We start from the raw sequence: 24517 nt of genomic DNA on the forward strand, positions 1-24517 counted from the left end.
GCGCCCCGACGAGTGGCCCGAAACACCGTTTTCGCTAAAATCGGGCCATGTCGCCGCATCGCATCGCCGTGGTCGCCTTCGACCGCATCAGCCCCTTCCACCTCGCGGTGCCCTGCCAGGTGTTCGAGGCGCGGCCCGACACCGGCCTGCCGGCCTTCGACCTGCGCGTGTGCGCCGCCGAGCCGGGCCTGCTGCGCACCGATGCCGGCTTCGCCATCCAGGTGCAGCACGGCCTGGACGCGCTGGACGGCGCCGACACGGTGATCGTGCCGTCCTGGCGCGATGCCGCCGAGCCGGCGCCGGCAGCGCTGTGCCAGGCGCTGCGCCGCGCCCATGCCGCTGGCGCGCAGGTGGTGGGCCTGTGCCTGGGCACCTTCGTGCTGGCCGACGCCGGCCTGCTCGACGGCCGCCCCGCCACCACCCACTGGGCGGCGCTGGCGCGCTTCGCGCAGCGCCACCCGCAAGTGCGGCTGCAGCCGGACGTGCTGTACGTGGACGACGGCGACGTGCTGACCTCGGCCGGCACCGTGGCCGGCATCGATTGCTGCCTGCACCTGGTCCGGCGCCGCCACGGCGCCGAGGTCGCCAACCGCATCGCCCGGCGCCTGGTGGTGGCGCCGCACCGCCAGGGCGGGCAGGCGCAGTACGTCGAACAGCCGCTGCCGGCCAATCGCCGCGACGCGCTGCTCGGCCCGACCCTGGACTGGATGCTGCAGCGGCTGGAGCAGCCGCTGCGCCTGGACGCGCTGGCGGCGCACGCGCGGATGAGCCGGCGCAGCTTCACCCGGCAGTTCCGCCAGGTGACCGGGACCACCGTGATGCAGTGGCTGGCGCACCAGCGCCTGGTCCGCGCCCAGCAGCTGCTGGAGAGCACCGACCTGGCCCTGGAGCGGATCGCCGCCAGCTGCGGCTTCGGCAGCGCCGGCGCGCTGCGCCAGCAGTTCGCGCGCGCCCTGGGCGTGCCGCCCTCGGCCTACCGCCGCGGCTTCCGTGCCGGTTGAGGCCGGCCCGCTGCGTTCCGCCGGCCGCGCCACGTCGCCCACACCGGCACCCGCTACAATCGGCGCATGCGCGTCTTCCTCCAGCAACGCCCCGACGGCAACGAGCCGCCACGCTACCTGCAGTTGACCCTGCAGCCGGACCTGTTCGGCGGCTGGGAGCTGCTGCGCGAAAGCGGCCAGATCGGCGGCCGCGCGCAGCTGCGGCGCGAACTCTACCTGCAGCAGGAAGACGCCAACGCCGCCTTCGAGAAAGCCCGCGACGCCCAGCTCAAGCGCGGCTTCCAGGTCATGTTCACCCGTGGCGCCGACGCGCCGCGCTAAGGAATCCCCCATGCTCAAGAACGACCGCCTGCTGCGCGCGCTGCGCCGCCAGCCCGTGGACCAGACCCCCGTGTGGCTGATGCGCCAGGCCGGGCGCTACCTGCCCGAGTACCGCGCCACCCGCGCCCGCGCCGGCAGCTTCCTGGCCATGGCCAAGACCCCGGAGCTGGCCTGCGAGGTGACCCTGCAGCCGCTGGCGCGGTTCCCGCTGGACGCGGCGATCCTGTTCTCGGACATCCTCACCATTCCCGATGCGATGGGCCTGGAGCTGTACTTCGTCGAAGGCGAAGGCCCCAAGTTCCGCCACCCCGTGCGCGACGCGGCGGCGATCGCCAAGCTCGGCGTGCCGGACATGGAGACCGAGCTGCGCTACGTGATGGACGCGGTGCGGGTGATCCGCCGCGAACTGGACGGCAGCGTGCCGCTGATCGGCTTCTCCGGCAGCCCCTGGACCCTGGCCTGCTACATGGTCGAGGGCGGCGGCAGCGACAACTATGCGCGGATCAAGGCGCTGGCGCTGAACGATCCGGCCGCACTGCACGCGCTGCTGTCGGTCAACACCGACGCGGTGATCGCCTACCTGGCGGCGCAGCGCGCGGCCGGCGCGCAGGCGTTGCAGGTGTTCGACACCTGGGGCGGCGTGCTGAGCCCGGCCATGTACCGCGAGTTCTCCCTGCCCTACCTGCAGCGCATCGCCCGCGAACTGGCGCGCGGCGACGGCGCCGAGCGTACCCCGCTGATCCTGTTCGGCAAGGGCAATGCGCCCTATCTGGAAGAACTGGCCGGCGCCGGCGCCGAAGGCGTAGGCGTGGACTGGACCATCGACCTGGTCGACGCCGCGCGCCGCACCGGCGGCCGCGTTGCCCTGCAGGGCAACCTGGACCCGGCGATGCTGTACGGCGCGCCGGAGGCGATCAACCGCGAAGTGCAGCGCGTGCTGCGCAGCTACGCCGACGGCAACGGCGGCTCGCTGGACGGCCACGTGTTCAACCTCGGCCACGGCCTGTCGCCGGACATGCAGCCCGAGCACGTGGGCGCGCTGGTGGAGGCGGTACAGCGACATAGCCGGCGCGCGTGAGCGCGCCGGTCACGCGTGCTTGAAATGGACTTGCGCACGCCGCGCCGCAGCTGGCGGACAATCAGCACGCCGTCGGAAAAGTAAGAGAAGAATACGAGGGAATGGGCCGACCCGCGCCTGACCCTTCGATTGCGACTGACATCATCACGCGCGGCGATCTCGGTACCCGGCCCTCGGCAGCGTGTTGCGTTGCTGCTCTTCAGTTCCCTGCCGGCCCGGCATCGAAACCTGCGCCGTTTGATGCGCAGACACTGCGCCGCTACAGTGACGCCTTCGCTAGCGCTTCATCTGTTTGCCGCCTCTGCGAGTCCCGTCTTCAACACGACAACGCCAAGAGAATACGGATGAGTGAACAACGCTTGAGCCGTTCGCGCCGGGACTTCATGCGCGTGGCGGTCACAGCCGCAGGTTTCGCGTCGCTTCCGTGGCTCACGCCGGCGCGAGCCGAAACGTCCGCCGGCAACACGTCGCCTTCTTCCGGCGGCCGAGGCGGCACCGAACGCGGCACGAAACTGATCCTGCTCGGCACCAAGGGTGGCCCCACTCCCTCCGCGTTGCGGGCGGCGCCGGCCAATGTGCTGCTGGTCGATGGACAGCCATACGTCGTGGATTGCGGCAACGGCGTCGCGCAGCAACTCACGAAAGCCGGAATCAGGCTGCCGGCGATCCGCGACATCTTCATCACGCACCACCACTCCGATCACAACGCCGATCTGCTGAACCTCGTGTTCCTCGCGTGGGCAAGCGGGCTGCAGACGCCGGTGCATCTGTATGGGCCGCCGCGTATCGGGAAGATGGTCGACGATTTCGTCGATATGAATGCCATCGACCTCGACGTGCGAACCCGCGAGGAAGGCCGTCCGCCTTTCCGTCCGCTCGTCAACGTCCACGAATTCGATGCGCCGCGCACGGTGCTGGAAAACGATCAGGTCCGCGTGAGCGCGACGCTCGTCGATCACTACACGATCAAGCCGGCATTCGCCTACCGCTTCGAAACGCGTGAGCGCACCGTCGTCTTCTCAGGCGACACCCGCTATGACGAACGTCTCGCCAGTTTCGCCAAAGGGGCCGACGTGCTCGTGCACGAAGTCATGTATCTGCCCGCCCTGGAAAAGCTGCTGAAAACGAACGACAACGCTCCCACACTGCTCGACCATCTGCTCAAGAGCCACACGACGACGGAGCAGGTCGGCAGAATCGCCGCGGCAGCAGGCGTAGGGACGCTGGTGCTGAGCCACTTCGTGCCCGGCGGCGACCCCACCATCACCGACGACATGTGGACCAAGGACGTGCGTCGGCACTTCAAGGGCAACATCGTGGTCGGCAAGGACCTCATGGAAATCTGACGGTACGCCGACGACGACGGTGCCCGGGCATCCCGTCGCGTTGACCGCCCGCGGCTGCACGACGCCGCAACGCGATGTGCGCGATCCTATTCCCCCCTCACGTTGCCCTGCGTGCCGATGTCCGCGCCCTCCTCCGATCCGATCGCCGTTCCCAACGCGCGCAGTTTCCGTCCGCTGCTGTGGCTGGTGTCGCTGGCCATCTTCATGCAGATGCTCGATGCCACCATCGTCAACACCGCGTTGCCGGCGATGGCGCGCAGCCTCGGCGAAAGCCCGCTGCAGATGCAGTCGGTGGTCTTCAGCTATGCGCTGGCGGTGGCGATGTTCATTCCCGCCTCGGGCTGGATCGCCGACCGCTACGGCACGCGCCGCACCTTCCTGACCGCGATCGTGCTGTTCACCCTCGGCTCGCTGCTGTGCGCGGCGGCGCCGCGGCTGCCGTATCTGGTGGCCGCGCGCGTGCTGCAGGGCATCGGCGGCGCGATGCTGCTGCCGGTCGGCCGGCTGGCGGTGATGCGCTCGGTATCGCGCGCGCAGTTCCTCAGCGCGATGAGCTTCATCGCCATCCCCGCGCTGATCGGGCCGCTGGTCGGGCCGACCCTGGGCGGCTGGCTGGTGCAGGTGGCGTCCTGGCACTGGGTGTTCCTGATCAACCTGCCGATCGGCGCGATCGGGTTCGCCGCCGCGCTGAAGATCATGCCGGACTTCTACGGCGAGCAGCGCACCCGCTTCGACCTGGTCGGCTACGCGATGCTGGCCTTCGGCATGGTCGCGCTGTCGCTGGCGCTGGACGGCATCTCCGAGCTGGGCCTGCGCCACGCCTTCGTGATGCTGCTGGCGATCGGCGGGCTGGCGGCACTGATCGGTTACTGGCTGCACGCGGCCAACGCGGCGGCACCGCTGTTCCCGTTGCACCTGTTCAAGGTCGTCAGCTTCCGCATCGGCATCCTCGGCAACCTGTTCTCACGCGTGGGCAGCGGCAGCATGCCGTTCCTGATCCCGCTGCTGCTGCAGGTAGGCCTGGGCATGAGCCCGATGGACGCCGGCCTGATGATGATCCCCGTGGCGCTGGCCGGCATGGCCTCCAAGCGCGCGGCGGTGAAGCTGGTGGAACGCTTCGGCTACCGCCGGGTGCTGATGACCAACACGGTGCTGGTCGGCACCGCGATGGCCAGCTTCCTGCTGTTCGACGCCGGCCAGCCGCTGGGCTGGCGGCTGCTGCAGCTGGCGCTGTTCGGCGCGGTCAACTCGCTGCAGTTCACCGTCATGAACACGGTGACCCTGCGCGACCTGGACCGCGACCAGGCCAGCGCCGGCAACAGCCTGCTGTCGATGGTGATGATGCTGGCCACCGGCTTCGGCGCCGCGGCGGCCGGCAGCCTGCTGGCGGCGTTCAACACCCACCTCGGCGATACCCACGGCGCCACCGCGGCGCTGCACGCGACCTTCGTCTGCGTCGGCGCCATCACCCTGACCTCGACGCTGATCTTCTGGCAGTTGCCGGATACCCGGCCGCATCCGAAGCAGGTGGAAGAGGTGGCGGAGTAGCCGGGATTGGGGATTGGAGATTCGTAACGGCGGCGCGTTACGGGCTGGGGCTCTCGCAGGAGCGGCTTCAGCCGCGACGGGGCATCACCGGGAACGCCCCGTCGCGGCTGAAGCCGCTCCTACGACGACGACGGCGGCGCGACGCGTGGGCTAAGGGCCACCGTCGTTGCCATCGCGCTCCCCGGCTCCTGGCACTTCGTCGACGCCCGGCTCCCCCTCCACCGCGTCGGCCAGCATCTCGCCGGTCACCGGTTTGCGCAGGAAGCCGCTGAAGCCGGCGGCGCGGGCCTGCGGTTCGGCGTCGGCGTCGGCGCGGGCGGTGACCGCGATCAGCGGCATGGCGTAGCCGAAGGCGCGCAACTGCCGCGCCAGGGCCAGGCCGTCCAGGCCCGGCAGGTCCAGATCCAGCAGCGCGATATCGAAGCTGCTCGCCGCCGCTTCGGTCAGCGCGGCCAGCGCGTGCGCGGCGTGGGTGACGTGGTGGCCGCGTGCGCGCAGCAGGCCGCCGACCACCTCGGCCACGGTCGGGTCGTCCTCGACCAGCAGGATCCGCTGCGGCGTCGCGGCGCTGCTGGAGCCGCGGGTGTCGCGCGGCGCCTGCGGCAGCGGCTCGGGCGTCCACGGCAACGGCAGTTCGACCAGGAAACGGGTGCCGGCACCGAGGCGGCTGCGCAGTTCGATGCGTCCGCCCATCGCCACCGCCAGTTCCTGGCTGATCGCCAGGCCCAGGCCGCTGCCGCCGTAGCGTGCGGCGGTACGCGGTCCGTCGGCCTGCTCGAAGCGCTGGAACAGCCGCGCCTGCTGTTCGGCATTGATGCCCGGCCCGGTATCGGCGACCTCGAAACGCACGCCCTGCTGCGGCTGCAGCGGCGCCACCCGCAACTGCACGCTGCCGTGCTCGGTGAACTTGATGGCGTTGTTGAGCAGGTTCAGCAGGATCTGCCGCACCCGCGTGGCGTCGCCGCGCGCGGTGACGTGCGGCGGCATGGCGTTGTCCAGGGCGAAGGCGAGGCCGCGGCCGCGCGCCATCGGCCCCATCATCGCTTCCAGTTCGGCGATCAGCCGGACCAGGTCGAACGGCTGCTGCTCCAGTTCCAACCGCCCGGCCTCGATCCGCGCCAGATCCAGCGCATCGTTGACCAGGCGCAGCAGGTGCGAGCCGGCGTCGCGGATCGATTCGGTGTAGCGGCGCTGCTTGGGGTCCAGCGGCGTGGCCAGCAGCAGTTCGCTCATGCCCAGCACGCCGGTCATCGGCGTGCGCACTTCGTGGCCGAGCGTGGCCAGGAAGCGGGTCTTGGCCAGCGAGGCCTGCTCGGCCACTTCCTGCTTGTGCACCGCCAGTTGCCAGGCGGCGCGCCGGCGCAGGCGGCGCCGGTACAGGTAGGCCAGCAGCCACAGCGCCAGCACCGCGAGCACCGCCAGCCCGGCCACGCCCCAGGGGCTGCGCCACCACGGCGGCAAGACGCGGAAGTGCAGCGTGATCACCTTCGACCACACCTTGTCGGCCGTACGCGCCTGCATCTCCAGGGTGTAGTGGCCCGACGGCAGCCGCGAGAACAGCCGCTCGCCGCTGGCACCCACGTCGACCCAGTCCGGGTCGTAGCCGCTGAGGCGGAAGCGGTAGGTATTGGCGTCGGTGTCGGAGAACGACAGCAGGCGTGCGACCACGTGCAGATCGCGGTCGCCTTCCTGCAGCGCGATATGGTCGGCATGCAGCAGATCCAGCCCGCGCTCGCCGCGGCGCACGCCGATGCGCTCGATCACCAGCGGCGGCTGTCGCCGCGACGGCACCACCTGCGCCGGCTCGAACAGCACCACCCCGTCCGGGGTGCCGCCGAGGATCTGCCCGCTGCGCGCCTGCACCAGGGTGCGGGCGCGGAACTCCTGGTTCGGCAGGCCGTCGTGCACGCCATAGGAGCGGATCGCCTTGCTCGCCGGATCGACCCGGATCAGCCCGCGCACGCTGCTCAGCCAGGCCACGCCACTGGCGTCGACCACCAGGCCATTCGGCGCCAGGGCCGGGAATTCCTGATCGGCATCGATGCGGTCGAGCAGGCTCAACCGGCGGCCATCCCACAGATAGCGCTCCAGTTGGCCGACGCCGGCCAGCCACACCACATTGCCGTCGCTGATCGCGAAGGTGCTCAGCGGCCGCTGCGGCGCGCCGGGCACGGGCGCGAAACGTGCCTGCGCCGGATCCCAGGCGAGCAGGCCGTGCTGCCCCAGCAGCCAGAGCTGGCCCTGCGGCCCGGGCCGCACTTCCGCCACCACCAGTTCCGCGGGCAGGCCGGCGGTTCCCGGCGCCATGGTGCGCAGCACGCGGCCGTCGAGGTCGCGCACCTGCACGCCGCCGATATCGCTGAAGATCCACGCGTGGCGGTCGCTGCTGAAGGCGATTTTCTCCACTTCCGCCGGCATCGCCGGGTCGACGGCGGCATCCTTGGCCCAGCGCCGCACCTCGCCGCTGACCGGGTCGTAGCGCAGCAGCCCGCCGAAGGTCGCCGCCCACAGCCGCCCTTGCGGATCCTCGGCGATCGCGCGCGACCAGTCGCGCCCGAACATCGCCTGCATGTGCCGATGCACGACACCGGTGCCCGGATCCAGCTTGTCCAGCACGCCACGCGTGCCGGCCAGCCACACGCCGCCATCGCGGGAGGCGGCGGTGCCGAGCACGTAGGGATTGCCCATCGACTCCGGGTCGTCCACGCGGTAGGACAGTACCGAGAACTGCTGCCAGTTCGCCGGCAGGTGCCACAGGCCGGCATTGGAACTGGCGAACCACAGGCCGCCCTCGCGGTCCTCGAAGGCCAGCGCCCAGTTCGGCTTGACCAGCCCGTGCGCGGAGTTGCTGTACAGCGGCACGTTGCGGATCACGCCGGACTCGCTCTCGCGGCCCAGCCCGTCCATGGTGTCGAACCAGCGCGTGCCGTGGCGGTCGTGGACCAGCATCGCCAGCACGCTCTCGTCGGGCACGTTGCGCCAGTACGGCTCCACCACGCTGGCATCGGCGCGCAGCAGGCGCACCCCGCCCTGGGTGGACACCCACAGGGTATCGTCGCGTTCGGGGGTCAGCCCCTGCACCTCCGGCCGCGGCAGCGCGGCGGCGTCGACGCGCTGGAAGTCGTGCCCGGTCCAGCGCGCCAGGCCACTGCGGGTCCCCACCCACAGGGTGCCGTCGGCCGTGGTCGCCAAGTGCGTGACGGTCGCCGAAGGCAGGCTGCGCGCATCGCCGGGGATCGGCATGAAGCGGCGCAGGCGGCCGTCCGGCTGCACCTGGTGCAGGCCGCCGGTGGCGGTGCCGAACCAGATGCTGCCGTCTGGCGTGGAGGCGATCGCCCACACCGTGGTGCCGCCGATCTGCGGATACGTGCTGCGATCGTAATAGCGGAACTGGCGGCGGTCGGCCGAGAGCATGCCCAGGCCGGCGCCGTCGGTCCCGAACCAGACCCGGTTCTGCGCGTCCACGTGCACGCACCAGATCTTGTTGGCATGCAGGCCGTCCTCGATCCGCCAGATGCGGTAGCCGCGTCCGTCGAAGCGGGCCAGGCCGTCGCTGCTGGCCAGCCACAGATAGCCGAGCTTGTCCTCGGCAAAGCCGTTGATGCTGTTGGACGGCAGGCCGTCGGCCACGGTCAGCTGGCGCGGCTGCGGCGTCGGCGGCACTGCCGCGCCGGCGACGGCGGACCACGCCAGCAGCAGCCATCCCAAGATCCGTCTCGACCGCATCGCCTCTGTCTCCCCCGACGGGCATCCGTCCCGCGTCACCGGTGCCATCGTCGGCGATAAGCGCCGGCGCTGGCAACCGGCCCGGCATCGGCTCAGAGCGGCGGCGGCGCGCCGTCCAGCACCGCGTCGATCGCGGCTTCCAGCATCTGCCCGGTGACCGGCTTGCGCACGAATCCGGCGAATCCGGCCGCGCGTGCCGCCGCCTCGGCCTCGCCGTCGGAACGTGCGGTCACCGCCAGCAGCGGGAAGCCGTAGCCCAGCATGCGCAACTGCCGCGCCAGCGCCAGGCCGTCGAGTGCCGGCAGGTCCAGGTCGAGCAGGCCGATGTCGAAGCTGCCCTGGCTGGCCTCGGTCAGCGCCTCCAGGCCGTGCGCGGCCCACACCACCTTGTGCCCGCGGCCGCGCAGCAGTTCGACCATCACCTGGGCCACGGTCGGTTCGTCCTCGACCAGCAGGATGCGCAGCGCGGTGCGCGCCCGCGGGGCCGCCGCCGGCACCACCACCGCCGGTTCCTGCGCCGGGCGCCAGCGCAGCGGCAGCCCCACGCGGAAACGCGCGCCGTGCCCGAGCCGGCTCTCGACCTGGATGCGCCCGCCCATCGCCATCGCCAGTTCCTGGCTGATCGCCAGGCCCAGGCCGCTGCCGCCTTGGCGCACCGCGGTGCGCGGACCGTCGCCCTGTTCGAAACGCTGGAACAGCCGCGCCTGCTGCTCGGCGCCGATGCCCGGACCGGTGTCGGCCACCTCGATGCACAGCCCGTGGCTGTCCTGCGCCGGCGCCACCGTCAGCGCCACCGAGCCGCTGTTGGTGAACTTGATCGCGTTGCCGAGCAGGTTCAGCAGGATCTGCCGCACCCGCAGCGCATCGCCTTCCACCGTGGTCGGGCCGGGCATGGCGTCGTGCAGATCGAAGCGCAGCCCGCGCGCCTGCGCCAGCGGCGCCATCAGGTTGACCACCTCGGCGATCAGCGCCTGCAGCGCGAACGGCTGCGACTCCAGGCGCAGGCGCCCGGCCTCGATCCGCGCCAGGTCCAGCGCGTCGTTGACCAGATGCAGCAGGTGGGTGCCGGCGCGACGGATCGACTCGGTATAGCCGCGCTGCTTGGGATCCAGCGGCGTGGCCAGCAACAGTTCACTCATGCCCAGCACCCCGGTCAGCGGTGTGCGTACCTCGTGGCCGAGCGTGGCCAGGAACCGGGTCTTGGCCAGCGAGGCCTGCTCGGCCAGTTCCTGCTTGTGCAAGGCCAGTTCCCAAGCATGCTGGCGGCCCAGGCGGCGCCGGTAGGCGCGCAGCGACACCAGCAGCAGCAGGCCGGCGGTGGCGAGCATCCCGACGATGCCCCAGACGCTGCGCCACCACGGCGGCTGCACCCGGAACGGCAGGCGCAGCGTCGGCGACCAGGCACCGTTGCGGGTGCGCGCCTGGATCTCCAGCACCTGCGCGCCGTCGGGCAGCTGCGGCAGGGTGCGTTCGCCGCTGGCGCCGGTGCTGACCCAGTCGCGGTCGTAGCCCGGCAGGCGGAAGCGGTAGACGATGTGCTCGGGATCGATGTAGGACAGCAGCCGCACCGCCACGCGCAGGTCGCGGTCGTCCGAGCGCAGGGTGAAGTCGCCGCGCGTCGGCAGGGTCAGCAGGCGCGGGCCACGCCGCACCTGCACGCTCTCCATGCTCAGGGACAGCGGCACCGGCACCGGATCCGGCTGCTGCGTGTCCAGCAGCGCCACGCTGCCGTCGGCAGCCGCGGCCACCAGCACGCCGTCGGCGGTCATCAACAGGCCGCGCCGCACCAGCTCCTGGCTGCCGAGCCCGTCGCGGGTGCCGAACGCGCGCACCGCCGGGGTGCGCCGCGGATCGACCCGGAACAGGCCGCGGCGCATGCCCAGCCAGGCGCGGCCCTGCGGATCGGCGACCAGCGCGCTGGACTCGGTGGCCGGCAGGCCGTCGGCCACCGCGTAGCGCTGGCTGCGCTGCCAGTGCGTGCCGGTGTACCGCCACAGCTCCAGGCCGGACAGGCGATGCAGCCACAGCGTGCGCGCGTCAGCGAAGGCGAACGACTGCACCTTCTCGCCGGCCAGCTCCGGCGGCGTACGGAACTGCCCGGCCGCCTCGTCCCAGTGCTGGAAGCGCTCGGCGGCCACCCACGGCACCCCGTCGGGGGCCATCGCGAAGGCGGCGATGTCGGTCCCGGCCAGGCCGTGCTGGCCGCCGGGGATGTTCTGCAGGACGTGGCCGGCGCCATCGCGCACCTGCAGGCCGTAGCCCGGCGCGGCGATCCACAACCGCTGGCGCGCGTCCAGTTGCAGCCAGGCCAGGGTGCCGTCCGGGATCGCATCGGCCTCGCCGGCGGCGCGGGTCCAGCGCTGCAGGTTGCCGCCGTCCAGCGGGCCGCGCAGCAGCGTGCTGCTGCCGCCGATCCATAGCGCCCCACGCGGGTCATCCAGCACCGACAGCATGCGTCCGCTCGGCGCGCCGTTGGCCCAGTGCGGCGCGCTCAGCGCACCGTTGGTGGTGTCGAGGCGGAAGACGCTGGCGCCGGAGCCGAGCAGCCAGGCTCCACCGGCCCGCGCCGGCGCCAGGCCGACGTACTGGTCGGCGGGCAGGCCCTGCGCGGTGCCCAGCACCGCCAGGCGGCGCCAGTCCGGGCGCAGGTAGCCCAGGCCGCGCGTCGGCAGCGGTACCCACAGGCCGCCTTCGCGGTCGCGCAGCACCGCCTCCACCACGCTGGCGCCGGACACCGCCGCGCCACCGGTATCCACCCGCCGCGCCGGCCCGTCGGCCGGCTTGTGCCACAGGCCCTCGCCATTGCCGAGCCAGTAACCGCCGGCGCCGTCCTCGGCGATGGCGCTGACCGCGCGGTGCAGCGCGTCGACCCAGTCCGCGCGCAGCCAGCGCCCGGCGCTGTCGCGCCGGAACAGGCCGGTATTGCCGCTGAACCACAGGCCGTCGCCGAGCGGGGTGATCGACGTGATCACCTGCGCCTTGTCCGGCACGCCGTCGTCGATGCGATACGCGCTGACGCGCTGGCCGTCGTAGCGCAGCAGGCCCTTGAAGGTGCCCACCCACAGCACCCCGGCATCGTCGAAGGCCAGGGTCAGCACCGCGCTGTCGAGCATCGCGTCCACCGCCGGGTCGCCGGCGCGGATGCGCTGCACCCGGCCATCGCCGCCCAGCCGGTACAGGCCGCCGCGGTAGGTGCCGAAGAACACCGCGTCGCCGCGGCTGGCGATGGCGAACACCTCGTCGCTGCGCATCGCCGGCTGCGTGGCCATGTTGAAGTGGCGGAAGCCGCGCCGGTCCGCGCCGAGCACGCTCAGCCCGCCGCCCTCGCAGGCCACCCAGATGCGGTCGCGCGCGTCGATGTGCATGTCCTGCACGTAGTTGCAGCGCAGCGAGGCCGGATCGGCCGGGTCGTGGCGCCAGACCCGGAACTCGCGCCCGTCGTAGCGGGCCAGGCCGTCGCCGCTGGCGATCCAGAGATAGCCGTCGCGGTCCAGCTGCAGCGCGGAGATGTCGCTGGACGGCAGCCCCTGCTCGCTGGAGAACACCCGGAACCGCGGCAGTTCCGGCACGCCGGCGCAGGCGTCGGCGCAGAGGCCGGCCAGCGCCAACAGGCACAGCAGCCCCCAGCGGCGCCACGGGCGTGGGGAACGCGGGATGGGGGACATGGACATCGGCTCCGGCAAGGGACGTCGGCGGATGAACACCGGCGCACTGCCGGGGCCGGACGCGCGCGGCGGCCGCTCCGTGTGCCGCTCGCCGCGGCAGCGTTCTTATACCCCGCGCCGGCGTAAAAATCACACCTGTCGCGGCATGCAACGAACCGTTACGCGCCGCAGGTACGCAGCCGGGCCGGACTGTGACTAGAATCCGGCGACCTCCCCGCGCGGCGCCGCTCCATGCTCAAACCCTCTCTCGTGGCCCTCCTGCTGGCCTTGCCGGGCGCCGTCTTCGCCGCGCCGGCGCAGTACGCGCTGGACCCGGTGCACACGCGGGTGCTGTTCGCGATCGAGCACGCCGGGTTCTCCAAGGCGCTGGGCACCGTGTCCGGCAGCACCGGTACCCTGGTGTTCGACCCGGACGACTGGCGCAGCGCGCGGCTGCAGGCGCGGGTGCCGTTGCAGCGGCTGGACCTGGGCGACGAGAAATGGAACCGCGCCGCGCTGGCGCACAACTTGCTCGATGGCGAGCACTACCCGGAGGCGCAGTTCGTCTCCACCCGCGTGGAGCCGATCGACGCGCAGCACGCCAAGGTGATCGGGCAGTTGACCCTGCACGCCGTCACCCGCGAGGTGACCCTGGACGTGACCCTGAACGCAGTGAAGCGCCATCCGCTGCCGCCGTTCCGCCGCACCGCCGGCTTCTCCGCCACCGCCACGCTGCAGCGCGCCGACTTCGGCATCAGTGCCTGGCCGTCGGTGATCGGCGGCACGGTGGACCTGCGCATCGAGGCCGAGGCCACCCGCGAAGGCGGCGCCAAGGCCGAGCCGGAGCCGGCACCGAGCAGCAGCACACCGGCCGCACCCACCGATACCCCCGCGCCAGCGGCGCCGGCCGCGCAGGACGACACGCCATGAGCGCACGCAACAGCGCCGAACGCTGGGGGAGCGTCAGCCAGACCCTGCACTGGTTGATCGCCGCCCTGATCCTGCTGCTCGGCGTGGTCGGCCTGACCATGGGCGAGCTGCCGAAGACGCCCAAGTATTTCTGGGTCTACACCGCGCACAAGTCGCTGGGCCTGACCGTGCTGGCGCTGGTGATCGTGCGGCTGGGCTGGCGCCTGTACGCCGGCGCGCCCAAGCCGGTGCCGGGCACGCCCAGCTGGCAGGAGCGCATCGCCAGCGCCACCCATGTGCTGCTGTACGTGATGATCTTCGCCCTCCCGCTGTCCGGCTGGCTGTACGACTCCAGCAGCGGCCTGCGCCCGTTCCGCTGGTTCGGCCTGGTCGCCGTGCCCAAGCTCAGCGCTCCGAACGAGCATCTGCGCGACCTGTCGCACGCGGTGCACGAGTGGGGCTTCTGGCTGCTGATCGCGGTGGTCCTGGCGCATGCCGGCGCCGCCTTCTACCACCACCTGTTCCAACGCGATGCCACCCTGGCGCGGATGCTGCCGCGCGGTTGGCTCACCCCCAAGTCCTGAGGAGCCGTTTCGATGTCGACCCGTTTCGCGTCCCCCGCCGCCGTCGCCGCCAGCCTGGTGGCCCTGCTCGCCGCCGCTCCGGCGGTCCAGGCCGCCGACTATGTGCAGGCCCCCGGCTCGACCCTGGTGTTCGCCAGCAAGTACGACGGCGAAGTGTTCACCGGCCAGTTCCCCGGCTTCGACACCAAGCTCAGCTTCGACCCGGCCAACCTGGCCGGCGCCAAGCTCGACGTGACCATCCCGCTGGCCGGCGCCAAGAGCGGCAACAACGACCGCGACTCCACCCTGCAGGGCCCGGACTTCTTCAACGTCGCCAAGTTCGCCACCGCGCACTACCGCGCCGACAAGTTCCGCGCACTGGGCAACAACCAGTTCGCCGCCGACGGCACCCTGGAGTTGCGCGGCGTGTCCAAGCCGGTGACCCTGACCTTCACCTGGACCCCGGGCGCGCAACCGGTGCTGGCCGGCAAGGCCACGGTCAAGCGCCTGGACTTCGGCGTGGGCGGCGGCGACTGGGCCGATACCAAGATCATCCCCAACGAAACCGCGATCAGCACCAAGGTGGTATTCAAGGCGAAGTGATTCGCCACAGGCCGCGGCGCGCGGCCGCTGAGCGGCGGATTTCCTCGTCGGGTCCGCCGCTTTTTTTATGCGCGGCTCAGGCGCGTTCGTCCAACGCGGCCAGCCACGCGCGCACGCCGGCGGCATCGAACGGCCAGTCCAGTTCGCGCCCGTCCGCGGCGCGCAGCACCGGCACGCGCACGCCGTAGCGCGCCTCCAGCACCGCGTCGTCGTCGATGAACACGCTGTCCGGCTCGGCCACGCGCGCCTGCGCCAGCACCTGCAGGGCCTGGTCGCACAGATGGCAGTCGTCGCGCTGGTACAGGGTCAGGGACATGCTCGCGTCCAATGCTGCGCTGCGGACCTGTGCCGCACGCCGGAAGCATAGAATAGACGGTCTTTCGCCCACCCCTTCGGCACGCGCATGGCTGTCAGCACCTTCGACCTGTTCAAGATCGGCATCGGGCCGAGTTCCTCGCATACCGTGGGGCCGATGCGCGCCGCCGAGCGCTTCGTGCACCGCTGGCTGTTCGACCAGGGCCGCCTGCAGGACGTGGTGCGGGTGCGTGCGGAGGTGTTCGGCTCGCTGGCCCTGACCGGGCGCGGCCACGGCACCGACAAGGCAGTGCTGCTGGGCCTGGAAGGCCAGCGTCCGAACCTGATCGACCCGGACATCATTCCCGGCGCGCTGGAGCGCATCCGCGGCAGCAAGCGCATCAACCTGCTCGGCCAGCACGAGATTGCCTTCGACGAGAAGCGCGACCTGGCGATGAACAAGCGGCAGAAGCTGCCGTACCACACCAACGGCATGCGCTTCACCGCCTATGCCGCCAACGACGAAGTCGTCGCCACCCGCGACTACTACTCGGTCGGCGGCGGATTCGTGGTCAACCAGGACGACGCCGCCGACGACCGCATCGTCGCCGACGAGACGCCGCTGCCCTACCCGTTCAAGAGCGGCGACGAACTGCTGGCGCAGGCCGCGCGCAGCGGCCTGAGCATCGCCGCGCTGATGTTCGAGAACGAGAAGTGCTGGCGCAGCGAGGACGAGATCCGCGCCGGCCTGCGCGAGATCTGGGGCGCGATGCAGGCCTGCGTGACGCGCGGCATCCGCGAGGAAGGCACCCTGCCCGGCGGCCTGCACGTCTCGCGGCGCGCGCCGGCGCTGTACCGCGAACTGTCGTCCAAGCCGGAAGCGGCGATGCGCGATCCGCTGACCACGCTGGATTGGGTCAACCTGTACGCGCTGGCGGTCAACGAAGAAAACGCCGCCGGCGGCCGCGTGGTCACCGCGCCCACCAATGGCGCGGCCGGCATCATTCCGGCGGTGCTGCACTACTTCGACCGCTTCTGCCCCGGCGCCGACGAACAGCGCGTGTTCGACTTCCTGCTCACCGCCGCGGCGATCGGCATCCTGTACAAGGAAAACGCCTCCATCTCCGGCGCCGAGGTCGGCTGCCAGGGCGAGGTCGGCGTGGCCTGCTCGATGGCGGCCGGCGGCCTGGTCGCCGCGCTCGGCGGCAAGCCGGGGCAGATCGAGAACGCGGCCGAGATCGGCATGGAGCACAATCTGGGCCTGACCTGCGACCCGATCGGCGGCCTGGTGCAGATTCCGTGCATCGAGCGCAATGCGATGGGGGCGGTCAAGGCGATCAACGCCAGTCGCATGGCGATGCGCGGCGACGGCAAGCACAAGGTGTCCCTGGACAAGGTGATCCGCACCATGCGCGACACCGGCCGCGACATGCAGGACAAGTACAAGGAAACCAGCCGCGGCGGGCTGGCGGTGAACGTGATCGAGTGCTGAGCCGCCTTGGACGCTGGCCCGTGCGATCGCCAGCGTCCCCGTCGCTGCGCGGATAAAGATCGGCGCGGCGATGCCGCTAACGCAAGAGACGTCGGCCGATCCGGCATTGGCATGCTCTTGCGTTTCCCACACGCCTCCTGGCGCCTGCTGGCGCTACAGCTGGCCATGCTCTCGACAGCGTGGAGCGCGTGTGTGCCGCAGGCGCGGGCACTGCAGCCGGACAAGCAGTTCAACCACTACGAGCGTGAAGGCTGGGGCCTGGACCAGGGCCTGCCGCAGCTGAGCGTGCAGGCGTTCGCGCAGGACCGCCAGGGCTATCTGTGGATCGGCACGATGGGCGGGTTGACCCGCTTCGACGGGGTGCGCATGACCCCGTTCAACGAGGGCGCGCCGGCGCACCTGCCGGGCAACCTGATCAAGGCGCTGCACGTCGATCCTGCCGGCACCCTGTGGATCGGCACCTACCGCGGCCTGTCGCGCTACCGCGACGGACGCTTCGCCAGGCTGCTGCCGCAGGATCCGCAGGCGCCGCTGCTCAACATCGAGGCGATCGCCACCGATGCGCGCGGCACCGTGCTGGTCGCGGCGCAGGATGGCGTGTACGCGGTGCAGGACGATCGCCTGCAGCTGCGTTACCGCATCGCCGGCGGCGCCTCTGCGCTGCTGCCGCGCGCCGACGCGCTGTGGGTGGGGACGCGCGGCGCCGTGCTGCGCTTCGTCGCCGGCCAGGACGCGCCGGAGGCGCTGGCACTGCCGCAGGAGGCCGGCGCCGCACCGGTGCAGCACCTGCTGGAGGCGCAAGGCACGGTCTGGGCCGGCACCCGCGACGGCCTGTTGTTGCGCCGCGACGGGCGCTGGCAATGGCTGCCCGATGCCAGCGGCCTGAGCCGACGCGCGGTGCAGGCCCTGTTCGAGGACAGCGACCGCAACCTGTGGGTGGGACAGCCCGGCGCGCTGCTGCGCGTGCGCGATGGCGCGATCGTCGAACGCAACCCGGAAAGCAAGCCGAACATCGGCGTCAACGCCATCTTCGAGGACCGCGAGCGCAACCTGTGGCTGGGCAGCAGCTGGAACGGCGCGACCCGGCTGTGGAACGGCTGGACCCGCCGCTACAGCACCCACGAAGGGCTGGACGACGCACTGGTCTGGACCCTGGCGCGCGATCCGGACGGATCGCTGTGGGTCGGCACCGACAGCGGCCTGTCGCAGCTGCGCGACGGCCGTTACCAGCCGCGCCTGAGTCTGGCGCAGTTGCACAACGAGGCGCCCTACACCTTGCTGGCCGAACCCGGGCAACTGTGGATCGGCACGCGCCACGGCGCCGCCCTGTACCGCGACGGCCGGCTCAGCCAGCCGGCCTGGATGGCGCCGCTGCGCGACCTACAGGTCAGCGGCATCGTCCGCGACCGCGCGCAGCGGCTGTGGTTCGCCAGCGACGACGGCCTGTTCCGCAGCGACGGCACGCGGCTGCGCCGCTACGGCACGGCCGATGGCCTGCGCGATCCGCGCGTGCGCCTGGTCCACGAGACCCGCGACGGCCGCCTGCTGATCGGCGCGCAGTCGGGCCTGTACGAACTGCGCGGCGAGCGCCTGGTCGCCCTCGCCCCGCCGGGATCGGCGCTGGCCAGCGCCGACATCACCGCGATCCACGAACTGCCCGATGGGCAGTGGCTGGTCGGCACCCTCAACGAGCAGTTGTGGTTGTTCGACGGGACGCACTGGCACGCGTTCGGCGAGCAGGACGGGCTGCCGGTGAACGCCGCCTTCTTCATCGCCGACGACGGCCGCGGCGGGATCTGGGTGGCCGGCCTGCGCGGGGTCTATCGCGTGCGCCTGGCCGACCTGCAGCGCCACGCCGCGTCGCCGCAGGCGCCGCTGAACGCCGAGCTGATGCTCACCGAGCGCGCGCAGCGCCATGGCGGCGTGCAAGGCATGTGCTGCAACGGCGCCGGCAACGGCAAGGGCTTCATCGAGCAGGGTGCGCTGTGGCTGCCCAGCCGCGACGGCGTGGTCGCCCTGGACACCGCCGGCATCGTCAAGAATCCGGTGGCGCCGCAGCCGGTGGTGGAGCGGGTACGCGCGCTGGGCCAGTGGCTGACGCCGCAGGCGCTGCCCGCGCCGCTGCCCGAAGCCGCGCGCGACCTCGACTTCGAGTTCACCGCCGCCTCGTTCCAGGCGCCGCAGAACGTCGAGCTGCGCTACCGCCTGCTCGGCTACGACCGCAGCTGGCGCAGCCTCGACGACATCCGCCAGCGCGCGGTCAGCTACACCAACCTGCCCGGCGGCGACTACGTGTTCGAGGTCACCGGCAGCAACAATGCCGGCGTGTGGGCGGCGGCACCGGCGCGGCTGCCGCTGCGCATCGCGCTGCGCTTCCAGGAAACGGCGTTCTACAAGCTGCTGCTGGCGCTGGGCGCGTTCGTCCTGCTGCTGTCTGCCGTGTGCCTGGCGCGGCTGCACAACCGGCGCCAGCGCGAGATCCTGGAACGCCAGGTGCGCGAACGCACGCAGGCGCTGCAGGCAGCCAACCAGCGCCTGCAGGAGGCCAGCTTCACCGACGAACTGACCCAGCTGCGCAACCGCCGCTACCTGTCGCTGCACATTCCCAGCGACATCGCCCTGTACCGGCGCATGGCCGCCAACGACGAGGACATGCTGTCCTCGGGCATGCTGTTCGCGCTGATCGACATCGACCACTTCAAGTCGATCAACGACAGCGGCGGCCACCACACCGGCGACGCGGTGCTGCAGCAGATGGCGCAGTTGCTGGTGCGGCTGACCCGCGAAAGCGACTACGTGGTGCGCTGGGGCGGCGAGGAGTTCCTGCTGGTGCTGCGCTCGGCGCCGCGGGAGAACCTCACCATGGCCGCCGAACGGCTGTGCCGCGCGGTGGCCGCGCACCCGTTCGTGTTCGACCACGGCCGCCAGGGCCGGGTCACCTGCTCGATCGGACTGGCCGAATTTCCGTTCGTGCACGATCCCGACAACCTGCTCGGCTGGGAACAGTTGCTGGTGCTGGCCGATCGCGCGCTGTACCAGGCCAAGGCCAAGGGCCGCAACGGCTGGGCCGCGTACCGGCCGGTGCTCGGCGCGCAGGCCGAACAGGTGCTGGCGGCGCTGCAGGAACCGCTGGGGCAGATGCAGCGCCACGCCTGCCTGACCCTGGTGCACAACGGCGGCAGCCTGCCGCCGGCGTAACGCGTTGACGCCTCGCACGCGTAGGCCGGGCTAAGGTCGTGCTCCATCACGCCTGCCGCCACGCTCCCATGCGCCATTGCCTGCTGCTCGCCGCCCTCGCCCTGTCGCCGCTCGCATCCGCCACGGCCATCGACGCATCGCCGCGCTACGGCGCGCAACTGGAAGGGTTCGCCTATCCCTACCCGGTGCACTGGTACCGCTTCGAGTCGCAGCGCCAGCCGCTGCAGATGGCGTACATGGACGTGGCGCCGACCGGCACGCCGAACGGCCGCACGGTGGTGCTGCTGCACGGCAAGAACTTCTGCGCGGCGACCTGGGAATCGACGATCGCCGCGCTGGCGGCACAGGGCTACCGGGTGCTGGCACCGGACCAGATCGGCTTCTGCAAGTCGAGCAAGCCACAGGCCTACCAATTCACCTTCGCGCAACTGGCGGCCAACACCCATGCGTTGCTGCAACAGGCCGGAGTGACTGGTGCCGCGTTCGTCGGCCATTCGATGGGTGGCATGCTCGCCGCGCACTACGCGCTGCAGTATCCGCAGGACGTAAGCCAGTTGGTCCTGGTGAACCCGATCGGGCTGGAGGACTGGAAGGCGGCCGGCGTGCCCTGGCGCAGCGTCGACGCCTGGTACGCCAAGGAGCGCAAGACCGACGCGGCCTCGATCAAGCAGTACCAGCAAACCGTCTACTACGGCGGACAGTGGAAGCCCGAGTACGACCGCTGGGTGAGCATGCAGGCGGGCCTGTACGCCGGCCCCGGCGGCGACCGCGTGGCCTGGAACCAGGCGCTGACCTCGGACATGGTGTTCAACCAGCCGGTGGTGCAGCGCTTCCCGCAACTGCGCGTACCGACCACGCTGTTCATCGGCCAGCGCGACCGCACCGCGATCGGCAAGGATCTGGCGCCACCGGCGCTGGCCGCGACCCTGGGCGACTATCCGGCCCTGGGCAAGCGCGCGGCCGCGGCGATCCCCGGCGCGCGCCTGGTCGCCTTCGACGACCTCGGCCATTCCCCGCAGGTGGAAGCGCCGCAGCGCTTCAATGCCGCGTTGCTTGAGGCGCTGGGCAAGGCACCCTGACCCCACATTCGCCACGCAATTGGTGTCGGCACGGCGGCACGAACGCGTGTTGTCGCGTCGCTTGGGGGATCGTGGCGGCGTGCCGGCGGCGACAGCACGCCGCCTGAGACGCTGCACGAACCTGGCGGCCATGCACCGTGCCAGCCCCTGCGCTACGCATACGCAGATGCACCCGATATGCAGCCATTGCGCTGCAGCATCGGACTTCCATGAAAACGTTGTCATCCCAGTGATTCTGGATACATCTCGCATTCGCCTGAATTGTCTGTTGACAACGTTGTCTTCCGGCGAGAACCCTGCGCTTGCCCGGTCCGCGCACGAACGCCACACGACGTCGGCGCCAAACGCTCCCGGGTGGTCGGATTCAAGGAACCAGACAGCGGCTCACCACCGCTCCTCAGTCGCGTTACCTACCGCATCGGAGGCGTCACCATGCACACGAAATCCGCTGGATCGTGGTTGCTGTTCTGCTGTTTCGTCCTGGCCGGCCTCGTGCCGAGCCAGGCCTGGGCTGCCGCGTGCAGCGGCGTCGCCGCCTGGAATCCGGCCACGATCTACGCCGCCGGCGATACCCTGACCTACGCCGGTCACCTGTACCGCGCCAACGGTCCGATCTGGAACACCGCGCCGACCTACTGCACCAGTTGCGGCTGGTACCAGGATCTGGGCACCTGCGACGGCAGTTCGGCCAACCAGCCGCCGAGCGTGGCCCTGACCGCGCCCACCGCCGGCACCCGCTTCGTGGTCGGCAACACCATCACCCTGCAGGCCTCGGCCAGCGATGCGGACGGCAGCGTGGCGCGGGTCGAATTCTTCCGCGGCGCCACCTCGCTGGGCAGCGTGAGCGGCGCGCCCTACACACTCGCCTGGAGCGACGCCGCAGCCGGCAGCTACAGCCTCACTGCCGTGGCCACCGACAACGCCGGCGCGCGCAGCACGTCCGCGGCGGTCGCGATCACCGTCGCGGCGCCATCGACCGACACCACCGCACCCAGCGTGCCGACCGGCCTGGCCGCGGCCACGCGCGCCAGCAACGCCATCACCCTGAGCTGGAATGCCGCCGCCGACAATGCCGGCGGCAGTGGCCTGGCCGGCTACGACATCCTCCGCGACGGCAACCGCGTGGGCACCTCCACCACCACCGCCTACACCGATTCGGCGCTGACCGCCGACACCGCATACGCCTACGCGGTCCGCGCCCGCGACAACGCCGGCAACGTCTCCGCCAGCAGCGCCACGCTGAGCGTGCGCACCCTGCCCGCCAGCGCCGGCGGCGGCAAGCGCGTGATCGGCTACTTCACCCAATGGGGCATCTACGGCCGCAACTACCAGGTGCGCGACATCCAGACCAGCGGCGCGGCCGGCTACCTGACCCATATCAACTACGCCTTCGGCAACGTCCGCAACAACCGCTGCGAAGTCGGCGTGACCCAGCCCTCCGACAGCAGCACCGGCGCCGGCGGCGACGCCTTCGCCGACTACACCAAGGCGTTCTCCGCCGCGCAGAGCGTGGACGGCGTGGGCGACACCTGGGACCAGCCGCTGCGCGGCAACTGGAACCAGTTGAAGAAGCTCAAGGCCGCGCACCCCGGGCTGAAGGTGCTGATCTCCCTGGGCGGCTGGACCTGGTCGCGCGGCTTCTCCAGCGCCGCGCGCGCCGAGAACCGCCAAGCCTTCGTCGCCTCCTGCATCGACGCCTACATCCGCGGCAACCTGCCCGTCACCGACGGCGCCGGCGGCAACGCGGCCGCGGCTGGCGTGTTCGACGGCATCGACATCGACTGGGAATACCCGGTGGCCTGTGGCATCGCCTGCGGCAGTCCCGAGGACCGGCAGAACTTCACCGCGTTGCTGGCCGAGCTCCGCCGCCAGCTCGACCAGGTGCGGCCGGGGCTGCTGCTGACCGTGGCGGTCGGCGCCGGCATCGACAAGATCCGCGTCACCGACCCGAACCTGTACGCGCAATACCTGGACTACCTCAACGTGATGACCTACGACTTCCACGGCGCCTGGGATCCGCAGACCAACCACCACTCGGCGCTGTTCGAATCGCCGGCCGATCCCTCCAGCGGCGACCAGCGCTACTACAACAGCAACGACGCCATCCAGGCCTTCCTCGACCGTGGCGTGCCCGCCGCCAAGCTCAATCTCGGCATCGGTTTCTACGGGCGCGGCTGGACCAACGTGCCCAACGTCAACCACGGTCTGTACCAGAGCGGCAGCGCCGCGGCGGGCACCTACGAGGCCGGCATCGAGGACTACAAGGTGTTGCGCGGCCGCGCCGGCACCAGCTACGTCGACCCGCAGGCGCACGCGCACTGGAAGTACGACGGCAGCACCTTCTGGAGCTACGACAACCCGGCGCTGGTCACCGAGAAGATGAACTACGTCAAGGCCCAGGGCCTGGGCGGCGCGTTCTTCTGGGAATTCAGCGGCGACTACCAGGGCGAGTTGCTGAAGACCATGGGCCAGGGTCTGCAATGAGCTGAGGCGCCGGCCGCCGCGCGACGCGCGACGGCCGCACCACGGGGCCCGCACCGCAGCCGTTGCGGGCCATGCCGACAACTGCCGGCTGGCGGTCATCGCCAGCCAAGCCCAATCGCGACGCCCGCAGCTGACTGCGGGCGTCGTTCACTTCCTTCAGCGCACCGCGATCCGCAGCACGTCGTCGAGCAAGGCCGCCGCGGTGACGTCGGCACCGGCGCCCGGCCCCTGGATCAGCAGCGGCTGCTGCAGGTAGCGGTCGCTGTGGATGGCGACGCGGTTGTCGGTGCCGGCGCCGCTGGCCAGCGGATGCGTCAGCGGCAGCGCGCGCAGGCCCACCGAGGCGCCGTGCGCATCGAAGCGGCCGACGAAGCGCAGGCAGGCACCGTCGGCCTGTGCCTGCGCCAGGCGCGCCGCCAACGGCGCGTCCAGTAGTTCCAACGCGGCATCCAACTGCGCCAGCGGCACCGCGGCCAGCGCGGCCGGCACCAGCGACGCCACCTGCACCTGCTCGGCGCGCAACGGCAGGCCGGCGGCACGGGCCAGGATCAGCAGCTTGCGCCGCACGTCCTCGCCGGACAGGTCCTCGCGCGGATCGGGTTCGGTGTAGCCGGCGGCCGCGGCCTCGCGCACGCACTCGGAAAAGGAACGACGGCCGTCGTAGCGGTGCAGCAGCCAGGCCAGCGAGCCGGACAGCACGCCTTCCACCGCGTGGATGTGGTCGCCGCCGGCGACCAGCGCGCGCAGGCTGCTCAGCAACGGCAGCCCGGCGCCCACCGTGGCGCTGTCGCCGTAGTGGGTGCTGGCGGCATGCTGCGCGGCATGGATCTGTTCGGCACGCGCCAACGCGGCGCCCTGGCCGAGCTTGTTGGCGGTGACCACGTGCACGCCGCGCCGCAGCCACTCGGCATGGCGCTGCGCCACCGCTTCGCTGGCGGTGGCGTCGACCACGATGTCGCCGCGGCCCAGGTCGTCCGGCAGCGTCACCGCCTGCGCCGTGCGCGCGGCGGCATTGGCCGCGGCCAGCGCCTGCGCCGGCGCCAGCGCGCAGTCGGCGACGGTGCGCGAATTGGCCAGCCAGGCGAAGGCCGGCAAGCCGGGCCGGCGCTGCTGCAGCGCCTGGTAACGCGCGACGAAGGCGCGGCCGACCGTGCCAGTGCCGAGCAGGCCCAGCCGCGCAGTTGCGGTGGCGGGCGCCGCACGCCGCGGCGCCGCCGGTGCATCGGCCAAC

General features: G+C 71.4%; 16 protein-coding genes and 1 pseudogene. 13 read left to right on the top strand and 4 right to left on the bottom strand.

The window, feature by feature from the left end; all coding sequences use genetic code 11:
* Nucleotides 1-47: 47 nt before the first annotated feature.
* The 5 genes from Q7W82_RS16885 to mdtD all read left to right on the top strand — a co-directional run bounded on the left by Q7W82_RS16885 (nt 48) and on the right by mdtD (nt 5294).
* Nucleotides 48-1001 carry a helix-turn-helix domain-containing protein gene (locus Q7W82_RS16885; RefSeq protein WP_242159438.1) on the top strand — a complete coding sequence of 318 codons (954 nt, stop codon included), beginning with the start codon at nt 48-50 and terminating at the stop codon, nt 999-1001.
* Nucleotides 1002-1067: 66 nt separating this feature from the next.
* Nucleotides 1068-1322: a WGR domain-containing protein gene (locus Q7W82_RS16890; RefSeq protein ID WP_160946421.1), complete on the top strand. Its 255-nt coding sequence runs from the start codon at nt 1068-1070 to the stop codon at nt 1320-1322.
* Nucleotides 1323-1332: 10 nt separating this feature from the next.
* Nucleotides 1333-2400: a uroporphyrinogen decarboxylase gene (hemE, locus tag Q7W82_RS16895; RefSeq protein WP_242159439.1), complete on the top strand. Its 1068-nt coding sequence runs from the start codon at nt 1333-1335 to the stop codon at nt 2398-2400.
* Between the two features lie 344 nt (nt 2401-2744).
* A complete protein-coding gene (locus Q7W82_RS16900; RefSeq protein ID WP_242159440.1) occupies nt 2745-3746 on the top strand; it encodes an MBL fold metallo-hydrolase in 1002 nt (333 codons plus the stop codon).
* 117 nt (nt 3747-3863) lie between these two features.
* Nucleotides 3864-5294, top strand: coding sequence for a multidrug transporter subunit MdtD (gene mdtD, locus Q7W82_RS16905; protein ID WP_242159441.1), 1431 nt, complete (start codon nt 3864-3866; stop codon nt 5292-5294).
* Nucleotides 5295-5444: 150 nt separating this feature from the next.
* Here the strand turns inward: mdtD and Q7W82_RS16910 are convergent, their stop codons facing one another.
* Entirely contained in the window at nt 5445-9020 is a 3576-nt protein-coding gene (locus tag Q7W82_RS16910) for an ATP-binding protein (protein ID WP_242159442.1), read from the bottom strand.
* 92 nt (nt 9021-9112) lie between these two features.
* Entirely contained in the window at nt 9113-12685 is a 3573-nt protein-coding gene (locus Q7W82_RS16915) for an ATP-binding protein (protein WP_242159443.1), read from the bottom strand.
* Between the two features lie 231 nt (nt 12686-12916).
* Between Q7W82_RS16915 and Q7W82_RS16920 the strand changes: the two genes are divergently transcribed.
* The 3 genes from Q7W82_RS16920 to Q7W82_RS16930 are packed head-to-tail and all read left to right on the top strand — an operon-like array spanning nt 12917 to nt 14739.
* Nucleotides 12917-13594 carry a YceI family protein gene (locus tag Q7W82_RS16920; protein WP_242159444.1) on the top strand — a complete coding sequence of 226 codons (678 nt, stop codon included), beginning with the start codon at nt 12917-12919 and terminating at the stop codon, nt 13592-13594.
* Nucleotides 13591-14157, top strand: coding sequence for a cytochrome b (locus Q7W82_RS16925; protein WP_242159445.1), 567 nt, complete (start codon nt 13591-13593; stop codon nt 14155-14157). Before Q7W82_RS16920 ends, Q7W82_RS16925 begins: the two co-directional genes overlap by 4 nt.
* Before the next feature lie 12 nt (nt 14158-14169).
* Nucleotides 14170-14739 (top strand): YceI family protein, encoded by a 570-nt coding sequence (locus Q7W82_RS16930; protein WP_242159446.1) that lies wholly within the window; start codon nt 14170-14172, stop codon nt 14737-14739.
* A gap of 76 nt (nt 14740-14815) precedes the next feature.
* On the opposite strand, the gene Q7W82_RS16935 is transcribed toward Q7W82_RS16930, so the two are convergent.
* Nucleotides 14816-15055, bottom strand: coding sequence for a glutaredoxin family protein (locus tag Q7W82_RS16935; RefSeq protein WP_242159447.1), 240 nt, complete (start codon nt 15053-15055; stop codon nt 14816-14818).
* 87 nt (nt 15056-15142) lie between these two features.
* Here Q7W82_RS16935 and Q7W82_RS16940 point away from each other — a divergent pair, with 87 nt between their 5' ends.
* From Q7W82_RS16940 to Q7W82_RS16960, 5 genes and pseudogenes are all read left to right on the top strand, one after another.
* Nucleotides 15143-16525 (top strand): L-serine ammonia-lyase, encoded by a 1383-nt coding sequence (locus Q7W82_RS16940; RefSeq protein ID WP_010344168.1) that lies wholly within the window; start codon nt 15143-15145, stop codon nt 16523-16525.
* Between the two features lie 111 nt (nt 16526-16636).
* Entirely contained in the window at nt 16637-19723 is a 3087-nt protein-coding gene (locus tag Q7W82_RS16945) for a ligand-binding sensor domain-containing diguanylate cyclase (protein WP_242159454.1), read from the top strand.
* A gap of 68 nt (nt 19724-19791) precedes the next feature.
* Nucleotides 19792-20802, top strand: a complete 1011-nt coding sequence (locus Q7W82_RS16950; RefSeq protein ID WP_242159455.1) for an alpha/beta hydrolase — start codon at nt 19792-19794, stop codon at nt 20800-20802.
* Nucleotides 20803-21234: 432 nt separating this feature from the next.
* A pseudogene (locus Q7W82_RS16955) lies at nt 21235-21648 on the top strand (Ig-like domain-containing protein); the annotation flags it as partial.
* A gap of 393 nt (nt 21649-22041) precedes the next feature.
* Nucleotides 22042-23286, top strand: a complete 1245-nt coding sequence (locus Q7W82_RS16960; RefSeq protein ID WP_242159501.1) for a glycoside hydrolase family 18 protein — start codon at nt 22042-22044, stop codon at nt 23284-23286.
* A gap of 156 nt (nt 23287-23442) precedes the next feature.
* Here Q7W82_RS16960 and Q7W82_RS16965 read toward each other — a convergent pair whose 3' ends face one another.
* On the bottom strand, nt 23443-24516 hold the full coding sequence (locus Q7W82_RS16965) for a homoserine dehydrogenase (RefSeq protein WP_242159502.1): 1074 nt from the start codon (nt 24514-24516) through the stop codon (nt 23443-23445).
* Between the last annotated feature and the right edge of the window lies 1 nt (nt 24517).

This window comes from Xanthomonas indica (assembly GCF_040529045.1).
Lineage (GTDB): Bacteria > Pseudomonadota > Gammaproteobacteria > Xanthomonadales > Xanthomonadaceae > Xanthomonas_A > Xanthomonas_A indica.